The following is a 22,301-nucleotide window of genomic DNA, read 5'->3' on the forward strand; positions in this document are numbered from 1 at the left end:
AGCCGGAAGATGAGCAATCTCGATTATACCACGATGGAGGTCTGCTGGAGTCCGTAACAGGCTGAGGTTACAAGCGTTTACAAGCTGCCGACAGGTTACTTTGACTTTGCCGACGGGACGTGGAAGCTCAGACCGCGGAGTTCGTTGGCCTCGCGCGTCGCCACAAGGTCAAGTTCACTAAGAGGAATTTTAGAGTGCTCCCCCGAGAGGACGAACAGGGTCGAGCCCATGATGGCGTAGTTCGCGACCTCGCTCTCGTGGCCGTCGCGGAAAACGAGCACCGTCGGCGTGATCTCCTCTACCGGCTGTGGGCCAGCATCCTTCGCTGCTTCTGCGGGCGCGCTTGGCTCGGGTGCCTGAGCTCTCTGCGCCTCTTCCCGGACAACTTCGCGCGCAGCCTCACGAGCGGCTTCGCGTGCGACTTCTCGCGAGTCGGAATAGTAGCCGTCGTCAGATGCCCCGCGATCAAACGTGCCCGCACCTTCCACCGATTCGCCCGGAGGAATCACCGCCATTGGATAGTACGGGTAATAACCCATGGAATAGGAGGGCACGAAAACGGGAACGACCTGCGTTTGACCAAAGCCGAAGCCCCCGAAGCGGCGACCCCCGAAACCGCCAAAACGACGGCCACCAAAGCCCACCTGAAAGCGCGGATTGTGTCCGAAGCCGCCGCCGAACTTGACGCCGAATCCACCGCCGAAGCCGTTGAATCCGCCAAATCCGTTGCGACAGCATGGGAATCCGGAGAAGATGCTCGCGCCCGGCGCACCGAGATGTGTCCCGCCACCGGAGAAGATAGACGCCGGTGGCGCCAATTGTGCTGCCGCTCGCACCGGCAACATCACTGCTGAACTAGCGGCAACGATCACCGCAATCAACGCGACTTTGAACCCGTGCCGCATCACGACAATGATAACCCCGAAACGGTCCGGAAGTAGCGGTCCCTCGGCGGCCGAATCACCGCAGACCGCGAGTCAACTGTACAAGTCCATAGATGCTAAGAACTGCCTGTGTGGCCAGCACGCCGGCGACAATACCGAGCGCAACGCTCGCTCGCGGCGTCTCCAACAGGTCGGCGAAAACACCTGAAGCAAAAACGATGAGGAACGGCAAGGCTGCGAACAAGAACAGCAGTCCGGCAACGTGCGCCATCAGAATGCCGAGCACGACGAGAGTTGCGGCCACGATCAGTGGAACAGAGTTTCCGAAAAACCGCGCTCGTTTCCAGCGCAGATACGTGGTGAATGCGATCAGCGCCATCAGCGCAGTCGCCGCGGCATCTCGCACAAAGAAGCCGCCGAGCAAACCGTAGATCGCCTGGCTGGCAAACATCCTTGGTACAAAGCCCAGCCATTGTGCCCGCGCCAATCCATCGATAAGCACGCCCACACGGAAGCCGTACACACCCCACAACAGCACGAGTGCCACCAACGTCGAGGAGGTGAGGATCAGCAGGGCCGCCCCGCGGCGATGCGGTACCGCCCACCACATGAACCCAAGAGCCAGCAACAGCAGCCATACCAGAGAGAACTGTGCGCCCACGGTCAGGAAGATGCAGAAGCCGAGCAGCAGAATGCGTCGCCAGTTCCACAGCACCACTTCGCGAGGCGCGTACAACGTATGCGACACCGCGATCGCCGTGAATATCGTCCCAAACAATCCCCACGTCGCGATGATCTCCGGTGTCGCCATCGAGCTCCGAATCACAATTCCGGGAGAGAATGCGTAAAGTCCCAGGGCAATATATCCGCCCGCGTTGCCGTATAGCCTTCGAGCTACGTACCACAGCGAGGCGCCAAGCAGCAGGCCCGCCAGCACAAACGGCGCGCGGATCAACCAGCGGTAGCGATCCAGATACGATGAATCCCAGGCTGAAAACGAAGTCGGCGCGCTGCCTAGCTCCGCGTCAGCGTTTGTCATGCGCCAGCGCATCAGCATCTCGGCTGGCGCTCCTGCCAGCATCGGTACAAGAGGCGAATGCATTTGACGGCCCGCTACTTCAGCGCGACCCGCTCCGGGACGCAGCGCCATCCAGCCAGCCTGTATGTAGTTGGCCTCCACCTGCGTGAGCGGCACGCGCGAGATGAACCACGCGCACTGACCGAGAAAAAGCAGCAGCAACACGACTGCGATGACCTGCGGCGTACCGTAACGCTCACGCGTGAATAGCTTAGATTTGGGGGCGAAGGACATTCGAGCAAAGTTGTACCACGACAGGGCAGCTTTTCGCCGTGCCAACTGGGTTCCGGCTTTGCAAGTTCATCATCCCGAGGGAAAGCTAAAACTCGAGGAGGAAGTAAAGCCCCCAAAGTAAAAGCCCCTCTACAGCGAGGGGCTTGATTGCTACAAACAACATCGCAGATTTAGATGTCGAGGTTCTTCACATCCAGCGCATTGTCTTCGATGAATTTTCGGCGGGCTTCGACGTTTTCGCCCATTAGCGTTGAGAAGATGTTTTCCGTCTCCGCAATGTCTTCCAGTTTCACCGAGAGCAGCGTACGGCGCTCGGGATCCATGGTCGTAGCCCAGAGCTGCTCGGCTGACATTTCGCCAAGACCTTTGTAGCGCTGCACGCTGTAGTCCTTACGTCCTTCGTTCAGTACATGCTCGAAGAGTTCGCGCAGGTTCTGCTTCTCGACAACTTCCACTTCGCCGGAGCGGCGCTTTGGAGCGGCCACCTTTACGTTCTTCTTCTCGGCTTTTTCCTGATCGGCTTTCTCGGTGTCGCTCAGTTCTTCCTGCTGTCCGTTGGTTGCAACGCCGCGCGACTCCACGATGTAGGGTGGCTGTGCGAACTCGCGAATCTGGGCGTACTTCGACATCATCTGCCGATACTCCGGAGTGGCCACCAGTTCCCAATTCAGCCGATGCTCGGCACCCTGCGCGTTCACAAGGTGCACGAACCACAATTCGTGCTCTTCGTCGAACCTTAATTCCACTTCCCTGAACTCGTGTTCTTTCGCGATTGCCTTCATCTGCTTCTCGAGTTCGATCAGCTTCTTTGAAGCTTTGCCGTCTGCGCCCTCGAAGTCCACGCGCTTGGAGATATCCAGCTTCGGCATCATCTCGCTGACCTGCTCGTCGCGTATCCGCTTATCGACCTTGTCGAAGAATCCGAGGTACTCGTTCAGCCGCGTCATGAACTGCGTCAGCGGAGCGCCTTCCAGCCGCGCCGCGCCTTCGCCGTAGCGTATGACAATGCCCTCGGCTGCGCGCTTCACCATCAGGCGAACAAACTCGCGCTCGTCTTTTACATACTGCTCGAACTTCCCCTTCTTGATGCGATACAGCGGGGGTTGCGCAATGAACACGTTGCCGCGCTTGATCAGTTCCTGCATGTGGCGGAAGAAGAACGTCAGCAGCAGTGTGCGAATGTGCGATCCGTCCACGTCGGCGTCCGTCATCAGGATGATCTTGCCATAACGCAGTTTGGAGATGTCGAAGTCGTCTTTACCGATGCCGGTGCCCACTGCGGTAATCAAGGCTCGAATTTCTTCTTGACCCAGCATCTTGTCGTAACGGGCTTTCTCTACGTTGAGAATCTTGCCCCTCAACGGGAGAATCGCCTGGTAACGACGATCGCGCCCGCCCTTGGCGGTGCCGCCGGCGGACTCGCCTTCGACCAGGTAAACCTCGCAGCGTTCCGGTTGGCGTTCGGAGCAGTCGGCCAATTTCCCCGGCAGCCCGCCGCCATCCAGCGCGCCCTTGCGACGCGTCAGGTCGCGCGCCTTGCGTGCAGCTTCACGCGCGCGAGAGGCATCGATTGCTTTGTTGATAATCTTCCGTGCCACCGGTTGATTCTGTTCGAAGAACGCGCCCAGGCGCTCGTTGACGAATGCCTGTACCTGTCCGGCAATGTCCGAATTCAGCTTACCCTTGGTCTGCCCTTCGAACTGCGGCTGCGGCAACTTCACGCTGACCACGGCGACCAGGCCTTCGCGGACGTCGTCGCCCGAGAGGTTTTCCTTCACGTCCTTAAATAACCCGAGTTGCTGGCCCGCGTTGTTGATGGTGCGTGTCAGCGCTGTCCGGAAGCCAGATAGATGCGAGCCGCCATCAACAGTGTTGATGTTGTTGGCGAAGCTGAAAACGGTTTCAGAGTAGGCGTCGTTATACTGCAACCCAATCTCTAAGGCGAGACCATCCCGCTCCGCTTCCATGTAGATCGGCTTGTCGTGCAGCACAGCCTTGCCGCGATTCAAATGCTTAATGAATTCTGCAATGCCGCCGTTGAACTTGAACTCGACAGTCTTCGGTTCGCCGGTCTTTGGATCTGTAGTGCGCTCGTCGGTCAGCGTAATGAGCAGACCTTTGTTCAGGAAAGCCAACTCGCGCAGACGCTGCGCCAGGGTGTCGAAGTTGTATTCCGTCGCGGTGAAGATTTCGTTGTCAGGGACGAAATGAACCTTGGTGCCGCGCCTCTTGGTCGGCCCGGTCCGCTTTAGCTTCGTCTGCGGCTCGCCCTTGGAGTACGTTTGCTCCCACACGGATCCGTCGCGCCAGATCTCAAGTTCCAGCAAATGCGAGAGCGCATTGACGCAGCTCACGCCGACGCCATGCAGTCCGCCGGATACTTTGTACGTGGAGGAATCGAACTTGCCGCCTGCGTGCAACACGGTCATGACGACCTGCGCTGCGGGCACTCGTTCCCCATCCATGTCCATCTCGTCCACGGGAATGCCGCGGCCGTTGTCGACGACGCTGATCGAGTTGTCGATGTGTATCGACACATCAATCTTGTCAGCGTACCCGGCGAGCGCCTCGTCAACGGAGTTGTCCACCACTTCGTACACGAGGTGGTGAAGGCCCAGGTCACCGGTCGAACCGATATACATGGCCGGACGTTTGCGAACAGCCTCCATGCCGCCAAGCACTTTGATGGAATCGGCGTTGTAATCGCCGTTTCCGTCGGAAGCATTACCATTCTTTTCGTTTTTGCCGTTTTTCAGTTCAGCTTCCACTTTGCCGTTCTTCTCTTTTTCCAAGGCGATTGCGGTACCTGACTGGGTTTCTTTGGGGGCCATCCTGCTCCGTTCGTAAGACGACGCGACCGCGAATGCGTTGCCGCGTGCCGTCGCGTTGTAAAGACCTTTGCCCCGCGCAAACCGCGTAGACGAAAGGCATATATCGAGCGCGAGAAGAGCCTGGAACGACTCGCCGCAAGTGACTTCAACCACTTGAAATTCAGTCACTTAGTTGCTACTCGAGTTGTTATGATTTTAACACAGGTGAGCCGCTTCCGGCAGCCCCTAAGATCTATTTAAATGCACGCCGCTCAATAACATACACAGACCCAGCAAGATCCCTTTATGGAGGGTCGGCAGAGCGTCTCAATCGAAACTCCAAGCCTGCTTCGACCTCTGATATCGGCTCGCTACAAGGTCCTGAGTTCCTGAATCCGCGTCATCCGGGCCGAGTCACGTTGCCTACTTGATCGTTACGTAGATCGTTTGCTTGAAGGTAAGCCCGGAACTGTCTTTTGCTTGCACGGTCACTCTGCGGGTACCAACAGCCATACTAAGATTGGTATCGAGCGACGACGCATATACCTGGTACTTCTTTACGCCATCAACGTAAACCTGTAAATAGCTGATGGAGTTTGTCGAGCGCGCCGCGGCGGCGATGTGTACCGGGTTAGAGATTGCAGCGTTATTAGCCGGCGTGCAGATGTTCACGGAGGACGCCGTGCTCGCCGTGCAGGTTGTTGTTGACGATCCGGCATTGACGTAAATCGTTCTCTTGAATATCACCCCTGCGTCGTCCTTCGCCTGCACCGTGAGTTTCCGCGTGCCGCTGGCCATGGTGATGTTTGTGTCCAACATCGGACTGTACGCGGTGTACTGCTTCACGCCATCGACGTACACCTGCACATAATCCACGCCCTTGGAAGACGTCGTTCCGGCAACAACACGAACAGGCGACGTGACGGTTGCATTATTCGCGGGCGTGCAGATGGTCACCGAAGGATCTGTCGTGCTCAACGGGCAGGGTGCGCTGGTCGAGGGCACCGGGTAGAAATCCGTCTGCTGTGAATACCCGGCGTTCACTTTAACGCCGCTCCGGGTCTGGCTGACATAGCCAGACGCAGTCACGGTCACGTCATTCGAGTCAGGCAGCAGCGATTGCAACCGGAAGCGCCCAGAGGCGTCACTGGTGGCGGTTGTCGTTCCGGCGGTTACTGTTGCTCCGGCCACTGCAGTGCACGAACTTGTGCGGACTTTCCCTTCGATTGCGCCCGTGATCTGGGTGTTGCTGTCGTTCGTAAGCGGCAGAGAGAACTGGTACGCCGAAGTCGTCAGCCAGGAGTTCAGGTAGGGCGAATACGTTGTCACGTCCACGCGGTTCTGTGACGGATGGAAAGCGAGCAGTCGCAAGTAGCCTTGCCCGCCGCTCGGCCAGTTCTGGAAGTTCGTAAATATCTGGTTGACCACGTTGCCATTCACGCCGAGGTCCGTGCGATGCGCAGAACTTGTGGCGACGAGGTGCCCACTGACCGCCAGCATCGCGTTTCGCTTCTGGCTGAGGAACTTCAGCCACGACGACTGAGCATTGTTGCCCGTGGTACCGCTCATGTCATGGGTGTCGCACTTGTCGCCGCGAGTACCATCCGTGTACAGAAAGCTGTGCGTTACCAGCATGATCTTGGCGTCCGGGTTAGCGTCGATCACCGATGAGGCCCACGTGAGGATTGCATCGCGCGGATAATACTCCAGCGCCAGCACCATGTAGCGCTGCGTCCCGACTGTTAAGAACGTGTAGAAGTTCTCGTTGCTGCCGTTGTAGTTGCCGCCATACCACGAGTATCCCTGGTATCGCGACGGCCCAAAGTGCTGATTGAAGGCGATGGCGCTGCGCTTCGCGGGCTCTACTCCCTCATAATCGTGGTTGCCAATCGCCATCGCATAGGGCACCTTGCCGTCCAGGACGTTCACGGCTGCCTCCGCGTTATCCCACTCGGTCGGCGAGCCGGGGTTATTGACCATGTCGCCTTCGCCAATCACGAACCTGATATTGCGCGCCTGCGCGTTATTCACGATCCATCGCGTCTGTTGCTTGAAAATCGCCGGATAGAACTGGGAGTAGTTCTGGGGATCAGGGATGAGCGCTACAGTGAAGTCCTGTTCAGTGGTTTGAGCCGCGGCAAGAGCCGTAATCGCGATCTCGAAGAGCAGAAGAATGAGGAGAAAACAGCCGTCCCGTCGGCCTCGAATCGTAGAAATGGAGTGCAACATACTCTCGCCCCGCTCTCACGCCTCGCTGCACTCAGGATTCCAGCATCACCGTTCAACTCACGAATATCTACGCCAATAGTTACTAATCCATCAACTACTTACGGAATTGTTCCTCCCGAGACCTAACTTCGGCTCGATCGGCATTGAGCTTGCAGGCCATTATGCGGCACTCGCCTGCCACTCCGTTCCAGCCAAGTTCCACTTGCTTGAAACTAAAATCGCCCGAAACCGTTGTCAGACGCGGCTTTCCACGGAACGGCCCAGTTGAGCCGTACAGTACGCACAACGCGCAGCGCCGATCGGAATCTCACTCAGACACTCGGGACACTTCATCGTCGTAGGCTCGGCAACAGGGGCGCGCTGGACGCGGCTTAACAACGCATTCACAGGGACAACCACGAAGAAGTACACCGCGCCAGCGACCAGCACGAACGACAACAGTGCGTTCACGAAGTTTCCGTACATGAACTTCGAGCTGTTCACCTCGAAGTAGAGAGCGGAGAAGTCGGGCTTGCCAACCAGAGCGGCGATCAACGGCGTGAGTAGATCCTTCGTGAAAGACGCAACGACAGCGCCAAACGCAGCGCCGACGACAACACCTACCGCAAGATCGACAACATTACCGCGAAGTAAGAACTGGCGAAATCCTTTGAACATGGCACCCCTCCATAACGTTTGTGGCAATGTAGTCTCGTCAGAAACTCACGTCAAATGCGTAAAACCTTGCTGCTTCTGGTCTTCGATTAAAAAGTAATTTCTCAAAACAAAAAGCACCCCGCAGGGTGCTCTTGCCCGAAACCAACTACTCAGATCCTCATCGGCATGACGACGTACCTGTACTTGAACTCGTCCGCTGCGTCCTCCGGGCGCAGTTGACCGGCTGACTGAGCATCCTTGAATTCCAGGCGAACCTCGTTACCGTCGGCGGCCTTAAGGAAATCAATGAGGTATTGCGAGTTGAAGCCGATCGTCATCTGATCGCCTTCGTAGGCCGTCTCAATCGAATCTTCCGACTCCCCCGTCTCCGTCGAAGAAGAAGAGAGTTTCAATTCGTTCTTGTCCAGGCGGAACCGAATCGCACCCGACCGCTCGTCCGCGAACTGCGCCACGCGCTGAATAGCCGAGCTGAGTTCATCGCAACGGATGATGATGAACTTCGTGTTCTCCTTCGGCAGAACGGCTTCGTAATTCGGGAACTGGCCCGTCAGTTGACGCGAGGTCAGCAGGCGTCCGCCGATGCGGAAGAACAGGGTGGATTCGTCTTTCGCAAATTCAATGTGCTCGAAGTCGACGTTCCCCAGGAGCGACGACAGTTCAGCCATCGCTTTCTTTGGCACGAGAGTCTTCAGTTCGCCAGATACTTCGAATTGCGTGTTCGGCCGCTCTATATGCGCCAGACGATGACCATCGGTCGCGACCATCGTGATCGACTCCGGCTTCAACACCATCAGAGCGCCATTCAGTGTGTAGCGCGACTCTTCATTGGAAATCGCAAAGATCGTCTTTCCGATCATCTTCCGCAACGCTTCGGCGGGAACCTTCACCACGCCGGCAGCGGGGAACATGGGCAGACTTGGAAAGTTCGACCGCGCCATGCCTACCATCTTGGTATTCGAGCGCCCCGAACGAATATTCACCCAGTGGTTCTCAAGCAACTTGATGGAGATTTCGCCATCGGGCAGCAGCTTCACGTAATCGTAAAGTTTGCGTGCCGGGATGGTGCAGGAACCTTCCTTCTTTACCTTAGCCGGGCAAGACGTGCGCAGGCTTAGGTCAAGGTCTGTCGCCGTGATGGACAGCTTGTCTCCCGCCGCTTCGAAAAGGAAGTTCGACAGGATGGGAATCGTCGTTTTGCGTTCTACGACGCCCTGCGTTGCAGTGAGTTCTCTCAGCAGATCGAACTTGCTGACTGTGATCTCCATAGCCGTCCCCTGCGCAATGCCTGCTTCAGCTGCCATATTCACCTGTATTGGCTCTTGGCCATTCGTAGTTACGTACGGCCAGAGCCTGCAGAACTAGGGTCCCTATTCTGCTCTGTCTTATATCAAATGAAAAACAATCAATACCAGTAGTAACAGTAGGCGCTCTGGAAAAGTGGAAAACGGCGTTGAAACCCCAATTCCACTGCTCCCTCCCCTGATTCTACCGCTGCAAATCTACCCGGCACCGCCGGCCGGCCGGTGCAAGATTTTGGGGCGTTCTTCCCGAACCCGATTTCTTCCACCGCTTGCACAAGCTTCCCACAAGCTGTTTCAAGAAAACCCGTCACAGCAGTGGAAATCGAAACGCAAACCGCGTTCTAGCTGCTCAAAGTCTCAGTCAACTTGTTCAGAAGCCTGTTCAAATCTTTATCGCTCTTCCGCGCCTCTTCGATCTTATCGACCGAGTGCAGAACCGTCGTGTGGTGCTTCCCGCCGAATTGCCGTCCAATCTCAGGCAGCGACGCTTCCGTCAGATGTTTGGACAGGAACATCGCGATCTGTCGAGGATAAACAATGGAGCGCGAGTTGTTCTTAGCCTTGATCTCATTCGAGCGAAGCCCGAACTGTTCCGCCACGGCCTTCTGGATCGCTTCGATCGATACCTTACGGGTCTGCTGATCGATGAACTGCTTCAGGCACTGTTGCGCCGTAGACAGGCTGATGTCGGCGCCAGTCAGCGAAGCGTAGGCAACCAGGCGAATGAGCGCACCTTCCAGTTCGCGCACGTTGCTGCGGATGTTGGAGGCGATAAAGAGAGCAACGTCGGTCGGCAACGCCACGTGTTCGTTGTCGGCTTTCTTTTGCAGGATAGCGACCTTCGTCTCCAGGTCCGGCGGCTGAATGTCGGCGATCAAGCCCCACTCGAAGCGGCTGCGCAGGCGGTCTTCCATCTCCGCGAGCTCCTTAGGCGGACGATCGCTGGCGATTACGATCTGCTTCATCGACTCATGCAGAGCATTGAACGTATGGAAGAACTCTTCCTGAGTGCGTTCCTTCTGGGCGAGGAACTGGATGTCATCGATCAGCAGCACGTCCACGGTCCGGAAGCGGTCACGGAAGCTCGTCATGCGGTCGTACTTGATCGAATTGATCATCTCGTTCGTAAACTTTTCGCTGGAGACGTAGCAGATCGCAGCCTCGGGGTGATGCTTCTTCACCTCATGGCCGATGGCCTGCATCAGGTGCGTCTTGCCCATTCCAACCCCGCCGTAGAGGAACAGTGGGTTGTACGCCTTCGAAGGCCGCTCGGCAACGGCGCGTGCCGCTGCGTGAGCGAACTGGTTTCCGCTGCCAATGACAAAGGCGTCGAACGTGTAACGGATGTTTAGCTGTGCCGCGCCGTCCCAATCGAAGCGCGACTGCGAAGCGCGGGCGCCGCCGTTGGCCGGAGTCGCCGAAACCGAAGCTGAACCGAACCCGCCATCATGCCGCACGGGAGTGTTCGCCGGGTTCTCTTCCGCCGTGACGAACTGAACATCGTCATATTCCAGTCCAAGGTTTTCAATGGCTTCCTGGATGAGGTCGGCGTATTTCTCCCCGACGTGGCAGAACTCGGAGGTGGGAACGCGAATGAACAGCACGGCACCTTGCGAGTGGCTGAAGCGAGTCGGCTTCAACCAAGTGTCGTAGGAATGGCGATTGATCTTTTTTTCCAGCGCATCAAGAATGCGCACCCACGGATTCGCGGAAGCAGTTGCAATAGAAGCGGACATGACCAACCATGTTTGGCCCCCGGGAAAGCACACGGCGACCAGAATCTTTCATAAGAAAAACTGTACCGAGCGTGTGGAAAAGCATTGCATTTCCACAGACGGCAAACTTTCAACTCAATGAATCGAGCGCCGATGCGGCACCATTGGAGCTATGCACTGAAACTTGGGCAACTTATATTTATGCGACTTCAGGGATACTAGCACGAAAAATTCACGCTCGGGGAAGAGTAGAGAATAAGAAAAAGGCCGCATGGAATCAGCGCTTTTACGCATCTATCCCCCTGCTGTCAAGTGGCGAATTGTTAACTGCAACGCGAGTTGTGCAACAAACGACGGACACAAAAATCGGGACCGAGGCTTTCTCGACAAAACGCAACTTTGAAAGTCCGGCCGGCGACACGGGAGCCCTACATCTGCACAAAACTTTATCTCGGTCATCCGGAGGTCACGCCGTTGCACGTGGTTTCGACTTTTCAGCCGATTGTAGGCCGCTAAGGCTTGCCGTCGCGAGCGCCTGCATTGCCGCATCTGCTGAGTTCGTTTATACTTTTCGTTTGCTCAGACATTATTTTCACAGTTAGGAGCGCAGTTCTCGAATGCCAAAGCGCACATTCCAACCGAACCGTCGTCACCGCTCGAAGACGCACGGATTCCGCACTCGTATGAAGACCAAGAGCGGACAGGCCGTACTCTCGCGTCGTCGCGCCAAGGGCCGCAAGCGCGTGTCCGTCAGCGCTGGTTTCCGCGATAAGTAAACGCTACCACTTCAAAGAGGCTGATCTGGCGTCTGTTATGCGATTAGGCTCGAGTCTTGGCGCCGGAAGGGCGCCGGCAACGGTCAGCGTCGCTGGATCGGATAAGCCGTGAGCGGCACTCCAAAGCTCAAGTTTCCGAAGTCGGCGCACCTGCTCAAGCATGCTGATTTCAAAAGCGTGTATGAAAAGGGAAAGCGTCATTTTTCGGCGAATCTGACTGTCTTTTATCTTTGTCGCGATTCTTCCGCGACGGACGCCATGGGACCGCAGTTCACCGCGCCACCTCGTGGCGCCGTACGTATTGGGTTTACCGTGGGGCGAGTTTTAGGGGGCGCCGTCGTTCGCAATCGCATTCGTCGCCGCACCCGTGAAGTCGTGCGCCAACACTTTTCCATGCTGCACGGCGGAGTGTCTGTCGATGTCGTCATACATCCCAAGAAATCGGTGATGACGCTCGATCACGGTATTTTGACCGAAGAGATCGTGCGCGCTTTCACCGTCATACGCCAGCGCACGCAGGGCGAACGCAATTCGAAAGCGGCGCAAGAAGGAACCAGGTCGGCATGAAGTCGTTGCTCATTGGCGCACTCGGCGGATACAAGCGGCTGATATCGCCCATGCTGCCTCATGCCTGCCGGTTTGTGCCCACATGCTCGGAATATGCCATAGAGGCCGTCGATCGCCATGGCGCGCTGCGCGGCGCCGGTCTAGCTTTTTGGCGTCTGCTGCGTTGCAATCCGTTCGGCCGCAGCGGGTTCGATCCTGTCCCTGGTACTTCGGCCCCTTTGCACCATATCGACATCGATGTAACGGACGGGGCGCTCAGGCACTCTTGTCCTACTTCCAAGTGATCACCGCTGGGCGGTCAACGCCGGCGATTTCGGATCGGTAAAAAGCTTTGAGCGAGTTCCATAATCCACAGCAAGAACCAGGCACCGAGAAGAGGCTCATCCTCGTCTTCGTCCTGACCTTCATTGTCATCATCCTGAGCCAGCAACTGCTCTTTAAGAACAAGACTGGTTCGCAACAGCAGCCTGCGGAGAAGCAGCAGCAACAGCAGCCTGCCGCCGCTCAGACCTCAGCGGTCTCGTCCGCGCCGGCACAACCCGCCATTCCGATGGCGGAGGGTACAAAGGTTGCAAGCGCCGAATCTGAAACCGTTATTGAGAATGACCTCTACCGCATAGCGTTCACAAATCGCGGCGGTCAGGTACGCTCCTGGATTCTGAAGAAGTACAAGGACAATCAGGGCAAACCGCTCGAGTTGGTGCATCAACAGGCTGCCGCGCAGTACGGATACCCGCTCTCACTGTGGACCTGGGATGAGCAACTTCGCAACAAGCTCAACTCAGCGCTGTATGTCCCCAGCACGACCGGCAATGTCGCGGTCCCGAATGAACTGACCTTCGAGTATTCCGACCAGGACATCTCCGTGCGCAAGACCTTCCGCTTCGACCACTCGTACACGGTGCAGATGCAGACGGCTGTAGCGCATGGCGGCAACTACGTCTCGGCGCTCCCGGCGTGGCCGGGCGGCTTCGGAGACCAGATGGTTCCCTCCGCCTATGCTACGTCCAGCGTCGATTACCAGGTGGCCGATAAGATCAACCGCCTGAAGGCCAAGAAAGTCAGCGGCGGCAACACGGTTCGCGGCCCATTCCACTGGGCCGGAACGCTGGACCAGTATTTCGCCGCCATCTTCCTGCCGGACGATCCTGATAATGCCGCTCTCGTCACTCTCCAGGGGCAGGTTGATGTCCCCAAGAGTGCGAGCAAGCCCGATCCTAAAGATACGGTCAAGGAGCCGGTGCTCGGTGCAGCCGTCGGCAGCTTGACAGGCATTACGAATCAGCGCCTCTTCGTCGGGCCTCTCGACATAGACGTGCTCGATGGTGTGCACGCGGTCGCCAGCGGCGGCACGGAGGGACCGAATCTCCGTGGGGTCGTTGACTTCGGCATGTTCGGCTTTATCGCACGGCCGTTGTTCATGTGGCTCAAGTGGACGCATGAGCACTGGGTCAGCAACTGGGGATGGGCGATTGTTATTCTGACCCTCATCATCAATCTCGCGCTGCTGCCGTTGCGCGTCATGAGCATGAAGTCGGCGCTCAAGATGCAGCGCATCGCTCCGCAGATCAAGGCCGTGCAGGAGAAGTACAAGAAGTACGGTATGCGCGATCCGCGCAAGGCGGAGATGAACACGGAAATCGCGGCTCTCTATAAGCAGCACAAGGTGAACCCCGCGGGCGGGTGCTTCCCCTTGCTCATACAGATGCCGTTTCTGTTCGCGTTCTATGCCATGCTGCAAGTGGCAATTGAGCTTCGCCACGCGCCATGGCTCTGGGTATCCGATCTTGCTGCGCCGGATCGCATGATGATTCTGCCCATCGGCATCGTTCTCACGACGGTGTTCGTGCAGAAGATGACGCCTCAGGCCGGCATGGATCCTGCCCAGCAGCGCATGTTCACCTTCATGATGCCGGTCTTCCTCGGCTTCATGAGCTGGTCGCTGGCCGCCGGATTGAGCCTCTACTGGACAATCGGAAACCTGATCGCCATCGCCCAGCAGTGGGTCATGAACCGCACCGAGCTGGGGCGCGAAATGCGAGCACAGATGGAGAAGCGCGAACGCAAAAAGCAGTTGAAGTAATATCGTGGGCGGCCCTGCGCTAAGATCAAGCGGGGCCGCCGCTGCATCACAGGTTTAACAAGACAGACTTGACCCGAACCGCCGCAACCGAGTTACAAAAGCAGAGTCGCTACAACCTATGCCTATCCAAGACAAGATCGCGACCGCAAAGAAGATTAGCGAGCTCCTCAATCAGATAATCCAGCACGGCGCTTTTCGGTTGAAATACAAGATCACCGTGGACCCGCCGATTCCGGACAGCCGGGATTGGGAGAAGCCCGTCATCCTGGTCGAGCTCTCCGGAGCCGACAGCCCGCTGATGCTGGAGCGTGGCGCGGAAGTGCTGCGCGCCCTCGAGTGCATCGTCATGGAGTCGCTGCGCCTCTCGTCGGAAGACCACGACAAAGTCGCTTTCGATTGCATGAACTTCCGCCAGGCGCGCATCGAAGAACTCCGGCTCGCCGCATCCGTAGCAGCCGAAAAGGTCCGCCACACCAAGGAGCCCTACTCTTTCGCGCCCATGTCGTCGCGCGAACGCCGCGTGCTTCACCTGGCTCTGCGCGACGAAGCCGACCTGCGCACGGAGAGTGCCGGCGAAGGCCCACAGCGGCACCTCATTCTTTACCCCAAGGACTACAAGGGCAAAGCCGTCGCCGCGCCGACCATGCGCCGCCGCCGCTAGCTGCATCAGAGTTCATTGGAGCCCCAGCCAACCCCGCGCTGGGGTTTTCTATTGTGCGCCGCTTTCGAAGCTCAGGCCTCTTGGCCACAAAGCCCAGACCTTTTGACCGGCAGTTTGTGGTTAAATCCTTCCAGTGAACCTTGACGACACGATCGTTGCGATTGCGACGCCTCCCGGCCGAGGCGGCATCGGCGTCGTGCGTCTCTCTGGACCCGATGCTGTGGCGATCGCGCGCCCCACGCTTAACCTCGGAGGCCATCGCCAGCTTGAAGCAGGCCGCGCTCTCTTCGGTGAACTCGTCGAGCCCGACACGGACGAGCGAATAGACGAGGTCGTCGCCACCTACTTCGCCAAGCCGCACTCCTACACCACAGATGACGTCGTGGAAATCTCCTGCCACGGAGCACCTGTCGTTCTGCGTCACGTCGTAGAAATCGCGCTAGGCCGAGGTGCGCGGCTTGCGGAACCAGGCGAGTTCACCATGCGCGCCTTCCTTAACGGACGCATCGATCTCACGCAGGCCGAGGCCGTGCGCGACCTTATCGAATCGCAGACGCTTTACCAGGCAAAGGTTGCGGCGCAGCAGCTAGAGGGCGCGCTCTCACATCGGCTTCAACCTATCAAGCAGAAGCTCGTCAACCTGATCGCAATGCTTGAGGCCGGCATAGACTTCGCCGAAGACGACGTATCGATCATGACGGGCGAGCAGATACTAGCGCGCATCGCCGTCACTCGCGTGGCGCTTGGGCAACTCCTGGCTACGTTCGAATATGGCAAGGTCGTCCATGAAGGCCTGACGCTCGCAATCGTCGGCCGTCCCAACGTCGGGAAATCAAGCCTCTTCAACTGCCTGGTCGAACGCGAGCGCGCCATTGTCACCGCGACACCGGGCACCACCCGAGACCTCGTCACCGAAACAGTCGCTCTCGGCGGCATCCCCGTGCGCCTCGTCGATACCGCCGGAATCCGTAAGGCCCTCGACGAAGCGGAAAGCATCGGCATTCGTAAATCTATGGAAGCCCTCGCCGACGCCGACCTTGTTCTTGTAGTGCTGGACGCTTCGCAGTCTCTGGAGAAAGTTGATTACGAGTTACTGGAACAGGTGCACAGCCGCAAGGCGATCCTGGCGCTGAACAAGAGCGATATGGGTTCACGCGTCGGGCTCACGTCCAGCTTCCCTACGCTGAAAACCTCGGCGACAACAGGTGAGGGCATCGCCGAGCTGCGCAGCGAAATCCTGCGCCATATCGGTGGTGAGAACGGAACGCAACAGGAGAGCGGCTTCCTAACCAACGTCCGCCAGCAGGACCTTGTAACGAAGGCCATCGCGGCCCTGAACTCCGCGAGCGCAGCCGCGTCCGCGAACATTCCGCACGAAATGCTCCTGCTAGACCTCTACGGAGCACTCCGCCCACTAGACGAAATCACCGGCGCAACCGCCGCCGACGACATTCTCAACCTGATCTTTAGTAATTTCTGCATCGGCAAATAACCGGCCTTCCAGCGACGTCCGATGATGTCTATCAACCTTCGACAATTTCCGGCGGAGTAGCTAACCCCCGACAGTGTGAGAGAAGCGAGATACTTTGAGCGTAAAGCGTCTTCCGTTTCCGGACTTCCAGCCGACAAAGCCATCGAAGTGATACGTAAACACATTAAAAAGACGGCCAAAAAGGAGGCGCACTAATATGCTCACTCGAGTTCGCTATCGAGTAGTTTCCGCCTTGGCTGTCATTTCTTTCCTGATCTCGTCTCCGACATCTAATACCATATGTACTTTGAAACTAAGAAACCTTATGAAAACAACAATACTGCGTCTTCTAGTCTTGATTGGACTTCTAGGAAGTCCGGTTTTCACCAGCACCGCGCTTACACTTGCACAGCAAGCAACCGAAGATAAGGGATGGCAGCAGACACCAAAACCAGCCGCAAGTGCACGCCCTGTTAGTGAGGCGGTACGTCAGGCGAGGGACCAACACTTCGCGCCCTACTCGTCTCCCACACCACTTGACGACCCTGAAGAGCGTAGTAGCAGCACGAATAGCGCCATAATTGGTGGCACCTTAAGCGAACCGCGGATTATCAAAGGATTGCCCGTATGCCAAGTTGCAAACATATTTGTAGCCACGATAACAGACTTTCAGCCTTTCCTGTCGAATTCTCGGACCGCACTCTACACTGAGATGTATTTTCGGGTTGATCAAATTATCAAGAGCCCTAGCACTGACAGTACTGACAACAAGCTTTCAGTCGGAAGTGAAATAACTACATTGCTGCCAGGCGGAAGTTTTGCATTACCTAACGGCCGCATCATCACTCCTCGCCAACCACAGAAAAGAAGCCGTTTACAGTCTGGTCAAACCTACGTTTTCTTCGGGGACTACGTACCCAGCACAGAATCGTATTCACCTCTGAAACTATGGGAAGTCGAGCGTGGTTTAATGAAGCCAGTAAGTGAAGACGATACTCTATCCGAACAACAAGGACGCTCACATCATGCGGGCTCTACCCTAGCCGAGTTCCTGGACATCATAGAAAGCCAGCGTAATCTATGTGACAAATAGTGATAACAAGGGCCAGCTTAGTCGACTTCATATCTTCTATTCTTTGGCTGCAAGATAGGGCCAACTTTGAATAAAATCACCTACTATGCTCTCTTGCTTGTAGTCGCTGTATTGCCGAGATTACTCCTAGGCCAAACTCCCTGCCCTCCAATACTTCAATGTTCGGATTCAGGGTGCAGGCTGTCCGGCGCCTGGTTGGGTATGCCGGGCCGGGCGTGTCTGTTGGAATCCCGGCGGCACCGGGTAGCCAGGCTTGCCGAACTGGTCCATGGGGAAGTTCTTGAAGCCAAGCGCCAGTGCGGGCGATCCCGCTTTGACGGTGTAGTCACCCTTCGCAGCGTTCGCGAACTGCGGATCAGCCGTAACCGAATGCTGATCCAGCTTGTACTTATCCCACGTCTCCCTGGCGATGATTTCACCACCGACGCCACTGTCGATCAGGAGCGTCACTGGGCCGCCATTGTTCCAGAACACATTGTTGTCGATCATCCCCGTGTTCGGCATGAAGTCCCTGGTCCTGCAGTAGTACGGAGTCTTGCTGACGATAATGTTGTTGGCAACGGTCTTCCGCATATCCGGCAAATTCCACTGGTGGAAGACAGGCCGCGAATTGATGATGATGTTGTTCGTGATCGTGTGGTCGAAACCGTGTTGCGACTTCACTGAGCAGTTCACGAGGAGGTTGTTGTAGACAAGGTAGTTGGTCGATCCGTCGTCCAGGTCGATGCCGAACAGAAGTCGACGCTCCTGCCCGGGTGCCTCGTTATCTTTCGCGGGCCCCCGTCCTCCATCCTGCGTGGCGCCCTCGCTGGTACCTACCATCTGGGGCAATTCCACCGGTTCCATGTGGAAACGGTTGTTGCGGATCGTATTCGGTTGGACCATATCAAGCATTGCGTACTTCCGGGCATCGGCACCGCTCATTCTTCTCCACCAACGGTCTCTTCCCCACGAGTTAAAAGGCCCGTGGTCGCCCGTCTCTCGCACCTGATCGAAGACGTCGTTGTACTCAATCACATGGCCGCCAAACGTGCCGTCCTCGATATTGATTCCCGCTCTTGGCCCGTGATGCGCGGTGCAATGGCTCACCGTAACCCCCTGGCTGATGGAGATTAGCACCGCAGAGGTCTGCTTCTCGAACATGCCGTTGTCGTACATATAGCAGTAGCTGACGGTGATGTTCTTCGGATAGTTTTCAGTGGCTGGGCCAGGAGTCAGATTCGTCGGCGCCTGCTTGTCATTGCTCCAGTTGCAGTAGTACCAGGTCGAACTGGGCAGGCCTGCTATGGCGACCGCCGTCGCTCCGACATGGACGAAGTCGCAGCCGGTCACAACGTTGTCCAGATTGTGGCCGCTCATGAATATGCCGTTGCCGCCCAGGTTCGTGAAATTGCAGTTCCGGATCTCGATGTTCTCCGAATCCTGCAGATACATCGCTCCTGCTCGGACAATGGTCCAGTCTCCCTGCGAGAGACCTTCGTACGGTCTGGTGAACAGTGTCCTGTGAGTGTGAGCCAGATTGAAGCCGCAAAATTTCAGATACTTCACATTTGCATTCGGCTTGCCAACCACACGGATCAGTTCTTCCTGGGTCGCTCCCACCAGGTAACTCGAAGAAAGGTTGGCTCCGGCGGGAGGATAGACGTAAAGCTTCCCCTTCGCTTTGTCATAAAACCATTCTCCCGGCGCATCGAGTTCTTCGAAGATGTTCTCCGCCACCTGCTCCTTCGGATTCACAGTGCTTCCGCGATTGTTGTCGCCCACCCACTCCAGATCCAGTTTCGTCCCGTTCTTGCCCTTGATCCTGAACGATTCTCCACCCCATTCGCTGCGGTGCAGAGCGCGGATGAATCCTCCCTCCGGATTACTCCAGTTGGCAACGCGTTCGGAATAGTCGGCGCATCCCTGCAGCGGCAATTTCGTCGGGTCGTAATTAGGATAGCGAGCCAGTGTGAGCAGCCTATCTCCACCGAGGAACAACATGTCAAAGTCGTAGCCGGTCCCGATCGTGGCCACCTTGATGCCCCCCGAATAGTTCGACCAGGTGGGATTTAGTACCACTCCGCCACTGAGGATCACGGTCTCATTGGGATACGCTGAATAGGTGATTGGCGCCTTCGCTGAACCACTGTCCTCCGGCCCGAATACAAGCGGTTGGGCCAGATAGTAGGTTCCGCCCCGTACCCAAACTGTGATGGGTTTACTAACCGGCTGCAAAGCCCGCACAGCAGCCTGAGCCTTTGCCAGCGTTTTGAAGGGGGCTACCCGCGTACCGGCGCCGTCGTCATCTCCGTTAATCGCAACATACAGGTCCGTTGCTTTGGGGCGGAGATTGCCGCCACGCTGCAGCGGAGGTTCAGCAGCATGCGCCAGGGGTGAAAGTCCACCGAGCAGGTCGCCCGCTGCAATGCTGGATCCGGCGAGCGTCATAAGCTTCAAAAACTTGCGACGGGACGTGGGGTGCGCGCAGACAAATTCTGGAACGCGTAGCATAGGCTCTATTCCTGAGTACGAGAATAATGCTGCTCATTATAGCGATAAAGGCCCAGCTATTTCGGTCCGTTCCCAATAAGGATTGTTCCATCGCGGAGTAAGAGACGAACCATGAAGAGACTCGCCGTGCAGTGTTGATCAGCGCCGTCCGGAAATTACTCTGTACAAGTGACATCGGAAGCGCTTTCAGTGGTTCGGCGCTTTTAACTGCGTTCGGCTGCGGACTTGCCGCCTGGTTCGTCTCTGGCATCGATTCCCAGAGTCGTCTCGGCGCTTCGCTCGGCTAACCTAGTCACCCGAGCAGTGAAACCTTTAGCTGCTCAGTCGTATAAAGCAGTGGCGGCCGACACGGCTGGAATCACATTCAGCGCACCATAAGAGACTACTCGATTGCGTCCCGCTTTCTTCGCGGCATACAGCGCCAGGTCGGCGCGCGCGAGAGCAGGGTCGACGATAGCCTCTCCCGCCAGAACTTCCGACACTCCGATGCTAATGGTCATCGGCGTCGGGAGTCTGTCAATCGTCAGGCTTTCGACCGCCGCTCGCAACCGTTCCGCCAGCGCCAGCGCACTCGACGTACTCGTTTCGGGCAATAAGATACCGAACTCCTCGCCGCCCAGTCTGGCCACGATATCTTCGTGCCGGATCATATTTCGGCACAGCTCGGCAAATGCCCTAAGGGCCAAGTCACCGACCTCATGGCCGTGCGTGTCGTTGATGCGCTTGAAAAAGTCTATGTCGATCATGAACAAGGCGAGCGGCCGCTTGTACCGTGCAGCTCGATTGATCTCCTCCGACGCAGCGGTGAAGAAGCGGGCGCGGTTCGGCAATCCGCTCAAGGAGTCGGTGGTAGCCAGCAGTTTCATAGTCGCTTCGACTTCCTTGCGGCTGGTGATGTCGACAAGGATCATCAGAATGGCTTCCTGACCAGCGACTCCTACGGTCGTTGCCTCCAACAGCACATCTCTCACGGAGTCGTCCGGAAAATAAATCCGAGTCTCAAATCCGGAAGCCTGCCCTTCTGCACGCAGTTTCAGGGCTAGTGCTGGCCAATGGCGGTGATCAATATGGCTTTCGATTCGAAATGGGTCTCTCAGAAGATCGGCCCCGAAATAATCCCGGGCAGCGTCATTGGCCTGAATAAGTTTGCCGCTGTTTTTAGCTGTGATAATCAGTGGCGCAGGAATGGCCTTCAGCATTTTCCGTAAACTGTCGCGATGTTCGGCCAGCTCCGCGTTCGCCACACGCTCCGACTGTGCTGCGGCCCATTCAAGCCTCCGCAGCCTGTTCGATTGGCTGAGCACCAGGATTAAAACAACGTTGCTCATCAGCATTCCCGCCAGTAGGCCAAGACTGTTTCTGCCGAACGCACTGGGAGACATATATGCTGCCAATGTCGCCGCACTGGAGCCTGCCCCGAAGGCCAACGCCAATCGAAAAGACACCGGAAAAATCAGGTAGAAAATGACGGGCAGGATAAACGTCGCAAGCAGGGCAATGTCGGTACCAGGGAATACCAATACCGCACCTGCAGCAATGACCGGACAAAACCACGCCACACAGACGAACTGAAGATGACGGAAGCTGCTAACCTTGGCAACAACCGCAAGACACACAAGAGACACTCCCACGATTACACCGCGGGCTGATATCGCGAAGTAGAAGTGTGGATGACCAAAAAATCTCCAATCACTGAAAAGAAACACCAGGTTGAGAAAGATCGCATATCGAAAGCTCAATCGGGCCTGTCGAATGTACTCTGGCAAGCGCTCCGCCCGATACTGTGCTTCGCGCGCTTGCTCAATGAATTCGCCACTGCAGGAAGAAACACCTGATTGCATGGCAAGAATTATAGAAGAACAGAGAAGAACCCTCTCCGCACCCCAAACCAGAGCGGCAGGACAGGCACAAGACTCCGGGGGAACTCGTCAAAAAATTCAATTGTGATGCTGGGCATAGGTTCCGTTCTCGCCGCTCGCGACGACATCCGCATCGCTCCACGCGCTTCACGCGATTAGTCAGCAACCTGCCTTTCTGAACGACGAAGATGCCAATTCTGGGCAGCAGACTGCCATGCGGCCGGAGCTGAAATTCTTGCAAGCTCCTGAGCCTCAGCCAAGTTCAACAAGGGCACGAAATGTGCAGCAACAAGGGGGAACAAAAGGGGAGTGGAAAGAGTTCGGTCTTCAAGAGCCAAGTAGCTCGTGTTCGCAACTCGCGGTTTCAGTTTCAAGTGTTTCCCGCTTTTC

At 56.8% G+C, this 22,301-nt stretch carries 16 protein-coding genes; 7 read left to right on the forward strand and 9 right to left on the reverse strand.

The features are described 5' to 3' along the window. Positions 1–95: 95 nt before the first annotated feature. The 7 genes from VN622_11775 to dnaA all read right to left on the reverse strand — a co-directional run bounded on the left by VN622_11775 (position 96) and on the right by dnaA (position 10,929). Positions 96–905: a hypothetical protein gene (locus VN622_11775; protein HWR36538.1), complete on the reverse strand. Its 810-nt coding sequence runs from the start codon at positions 903–905 to the stop codon at positions 96–98. 55 nt (positions 906–960) lie between these two features. Continuing rightward, the gene (locus VN622_11780; protein ID HWR36539.1) at positions 961–2,241 is read right to left on the reverse strand and encodes a hypothetical protein; all 1,281 of its coding nucleotides are present in this window, start codon (positions 2,239–2,241) and stop codon (positions 961–963) included. 125 nt (positions 2,242–2,366) lie between these two features. Continuing rightward, positions 2,367–5,027: a DNA topoisomerase (ATP-hydrolyzing) subunit B gene (gene gyrB, locus VN622_11785; GenBank protein HWR36540.1), complete on the reverse strand. Its 2,661-nt coding sequence runs from the start codon at positions 5,025–5,027 to the stop codon at positions 2,367–2,369. A gap of 402 nt (positions 5,028–5,429) precedes the next feature. Then, the gene (locus VN622_11790) at positions 5,430–7,235 is read right to left on the reverse strand and encodes an Ig-like domain-containing protein (GenBank protein ID HWR36541.1); all 1,806 of its coding nucleotides are present in this window, start codon (positions 7,233–7,235) and stop codon (positions 5,430–5,432) included. A gap of 234 nt (positions 7,236–7,469) precedes the next feature. After that, complete coding sequence (gene mscL, locus VN622_11795; GenBank protein ID HWR36542.1) at positions 7,470–7,892, reverse strand: large conductance mechanosensitive channel protein MscL; 423 nt, start codon at positions 7,890–7,892, stop codon at positions 7,470–7,472. 149 nt (positions 7,893–8,041) lie between these two features. Further along, entirely contained in the window at positions 8,042–9,193 is a 1,152-nt protein-coding gene (gene dnaN, locus VN622_11800; GenBank protein ID HWR36543.1) for a DNA polymerase III subunit beta, read from the reverse strand. A gap of 341 nt (positions 9,194–9,534) precedes the next feature. Beyond that, positions 9,535–10,929: a chromosomal replication initiator protein DnaA gene (gene dnaA / locus VN622_11805; GenBank protein HWR36544.1), complete on the reverse strand. Its 1,395-nt coding sequence runs from the start codon at positions 10,927–10,929 to the stop codon at positions 9,535–9,537. A 596-nt stretch (positions 10,930–11,525) separates the two neighbouring features. Here dnaA and rpmH point away from each other — a divergent pair. The 7 genes from rpmH (at position 11,526) to VN622_11840 (ending at position 17,559) form a co-directional block, all read left to right on the forward strand. Further along, complete coding sequence (rpmH, locus tag VN622_11810) at positions 11,526–11,684, forward strand: 50S ribosomal protein L34 (GenBank protein ID HWR36545.1); 159 nt, start codon at positions 11,526–11,528, stop codon at positions 11,682–11,684. 108 nt (positions 11,685–11,792) lie between these two features. After that, positions 11,793–12,251, forward strand: a complete 459-nt coding sequence (gene rnpA, locus VN622_11815; protein HWR36546.1) for a ribonuclease P protein component — start codon at positions 11,793–11,795, stop codon at positions 12,249–12,251. Next, the gene (yidD, locus tag VN622_11820; GenBank protein HWR36547.1) at positions 12,248–12,535 is read left to right on the forward strand and encodes a membrane protein insertion efficiency factor YidD; all 288 of its coding nucleotides are present in this window, start codon (positions 12,248–12,250) and stop codon (positions 12,533–12,535) included. Before rnpA ends, yidD begins: the two co-directional genes overlap by 4 nt. 47 nt (positions 12,536–12,582) lie before the next feature. Next, the gene (gene yidC, locus VN622_11825; protein ID HWR36548.1) at positions 12,583–14,334 is read left to right on the forward strand and encodes a membrane protein insertase YidC; all 1,752 of its coding nucleotides are present in this window, start codon (positions 12,583–12,585) and stop codon (positions 14,332–14,334) included. 118 nt (positions 14,335–14,452) lie between these two features. Continuing rightward, entirely contained in the window at positions 14,453–14,995 is a 543-nt protein-coding gene (locus VN622_11830; protein ID HWR36549.1) for a R3H domain-containing nucleic acid-binding protein, read from the forward strand. A gap of 133 nt (positions 14,996–15,128) precedes the next feature. Beyond that, on the forward strand, positions 15,129–16,487 hold the full coding sequence (gene mnmE, locus VN622_11835; protein HWR36550.1) for a tRNA uridine-5-carboxymethylaminomethyl(34) synthesis GTPase MnmE: 1,359 nt from the start codon (positions 15,129–15,131) through the stop codon (positions 16,485–16,487). 304 nt (positions 16,488–16,791) lie between these two features. Then, on the forward strand, positions 16,792–17,559 hold the full coding sequence (locus VN622_11840; protein HWR36551.1) for a hypothetical protein: 768 nt from the start codon (positions 16,792–16,794) through the stop codon (positions 17,557–17,559). Between the two features lie 168 nt (positions 17,560–17,727). On the opposite strand, the gene VN622_11845 is transcribed toward VN622_11840, so the two are convergent. Next, the gene (locus VN622_11845; GenBank protein ID HWR36552.1) at positions 17,728–20,052 is read right to left on the reverse strand and encodes a right-handed parallel beta-helix repeat-containing protein; all 2,325 of its coding nucleotides are present in this window, start codon (positions 20,050–20,052) and stop codon (positions 17,728–17,730) included. Positions 20,053–20,372: 320 nt separating this feature from the next. Then, the gene (locus VN622_11850; protein HWR36553.1) at positions 20,373–21,893 is read right to left on the reverse strand and encodes a diguanylate cyclase; all 1,521 of its coding nucleotides are present in this window, start codon (positions 21,891–21,893) and stop codon (positions 20,373–20,375) included. Positions 21,894–22,301: the final 408 nt, after the last annotated feature.

Source organism: Clostridia bacterium (assembly GCA_035561135.1).
Classification (GTDB): domain Bacteria; phylum Acidobacteriota; class Terriglobia; order Terriglobales; family Acidobacteriaceae; genus DATMYA01.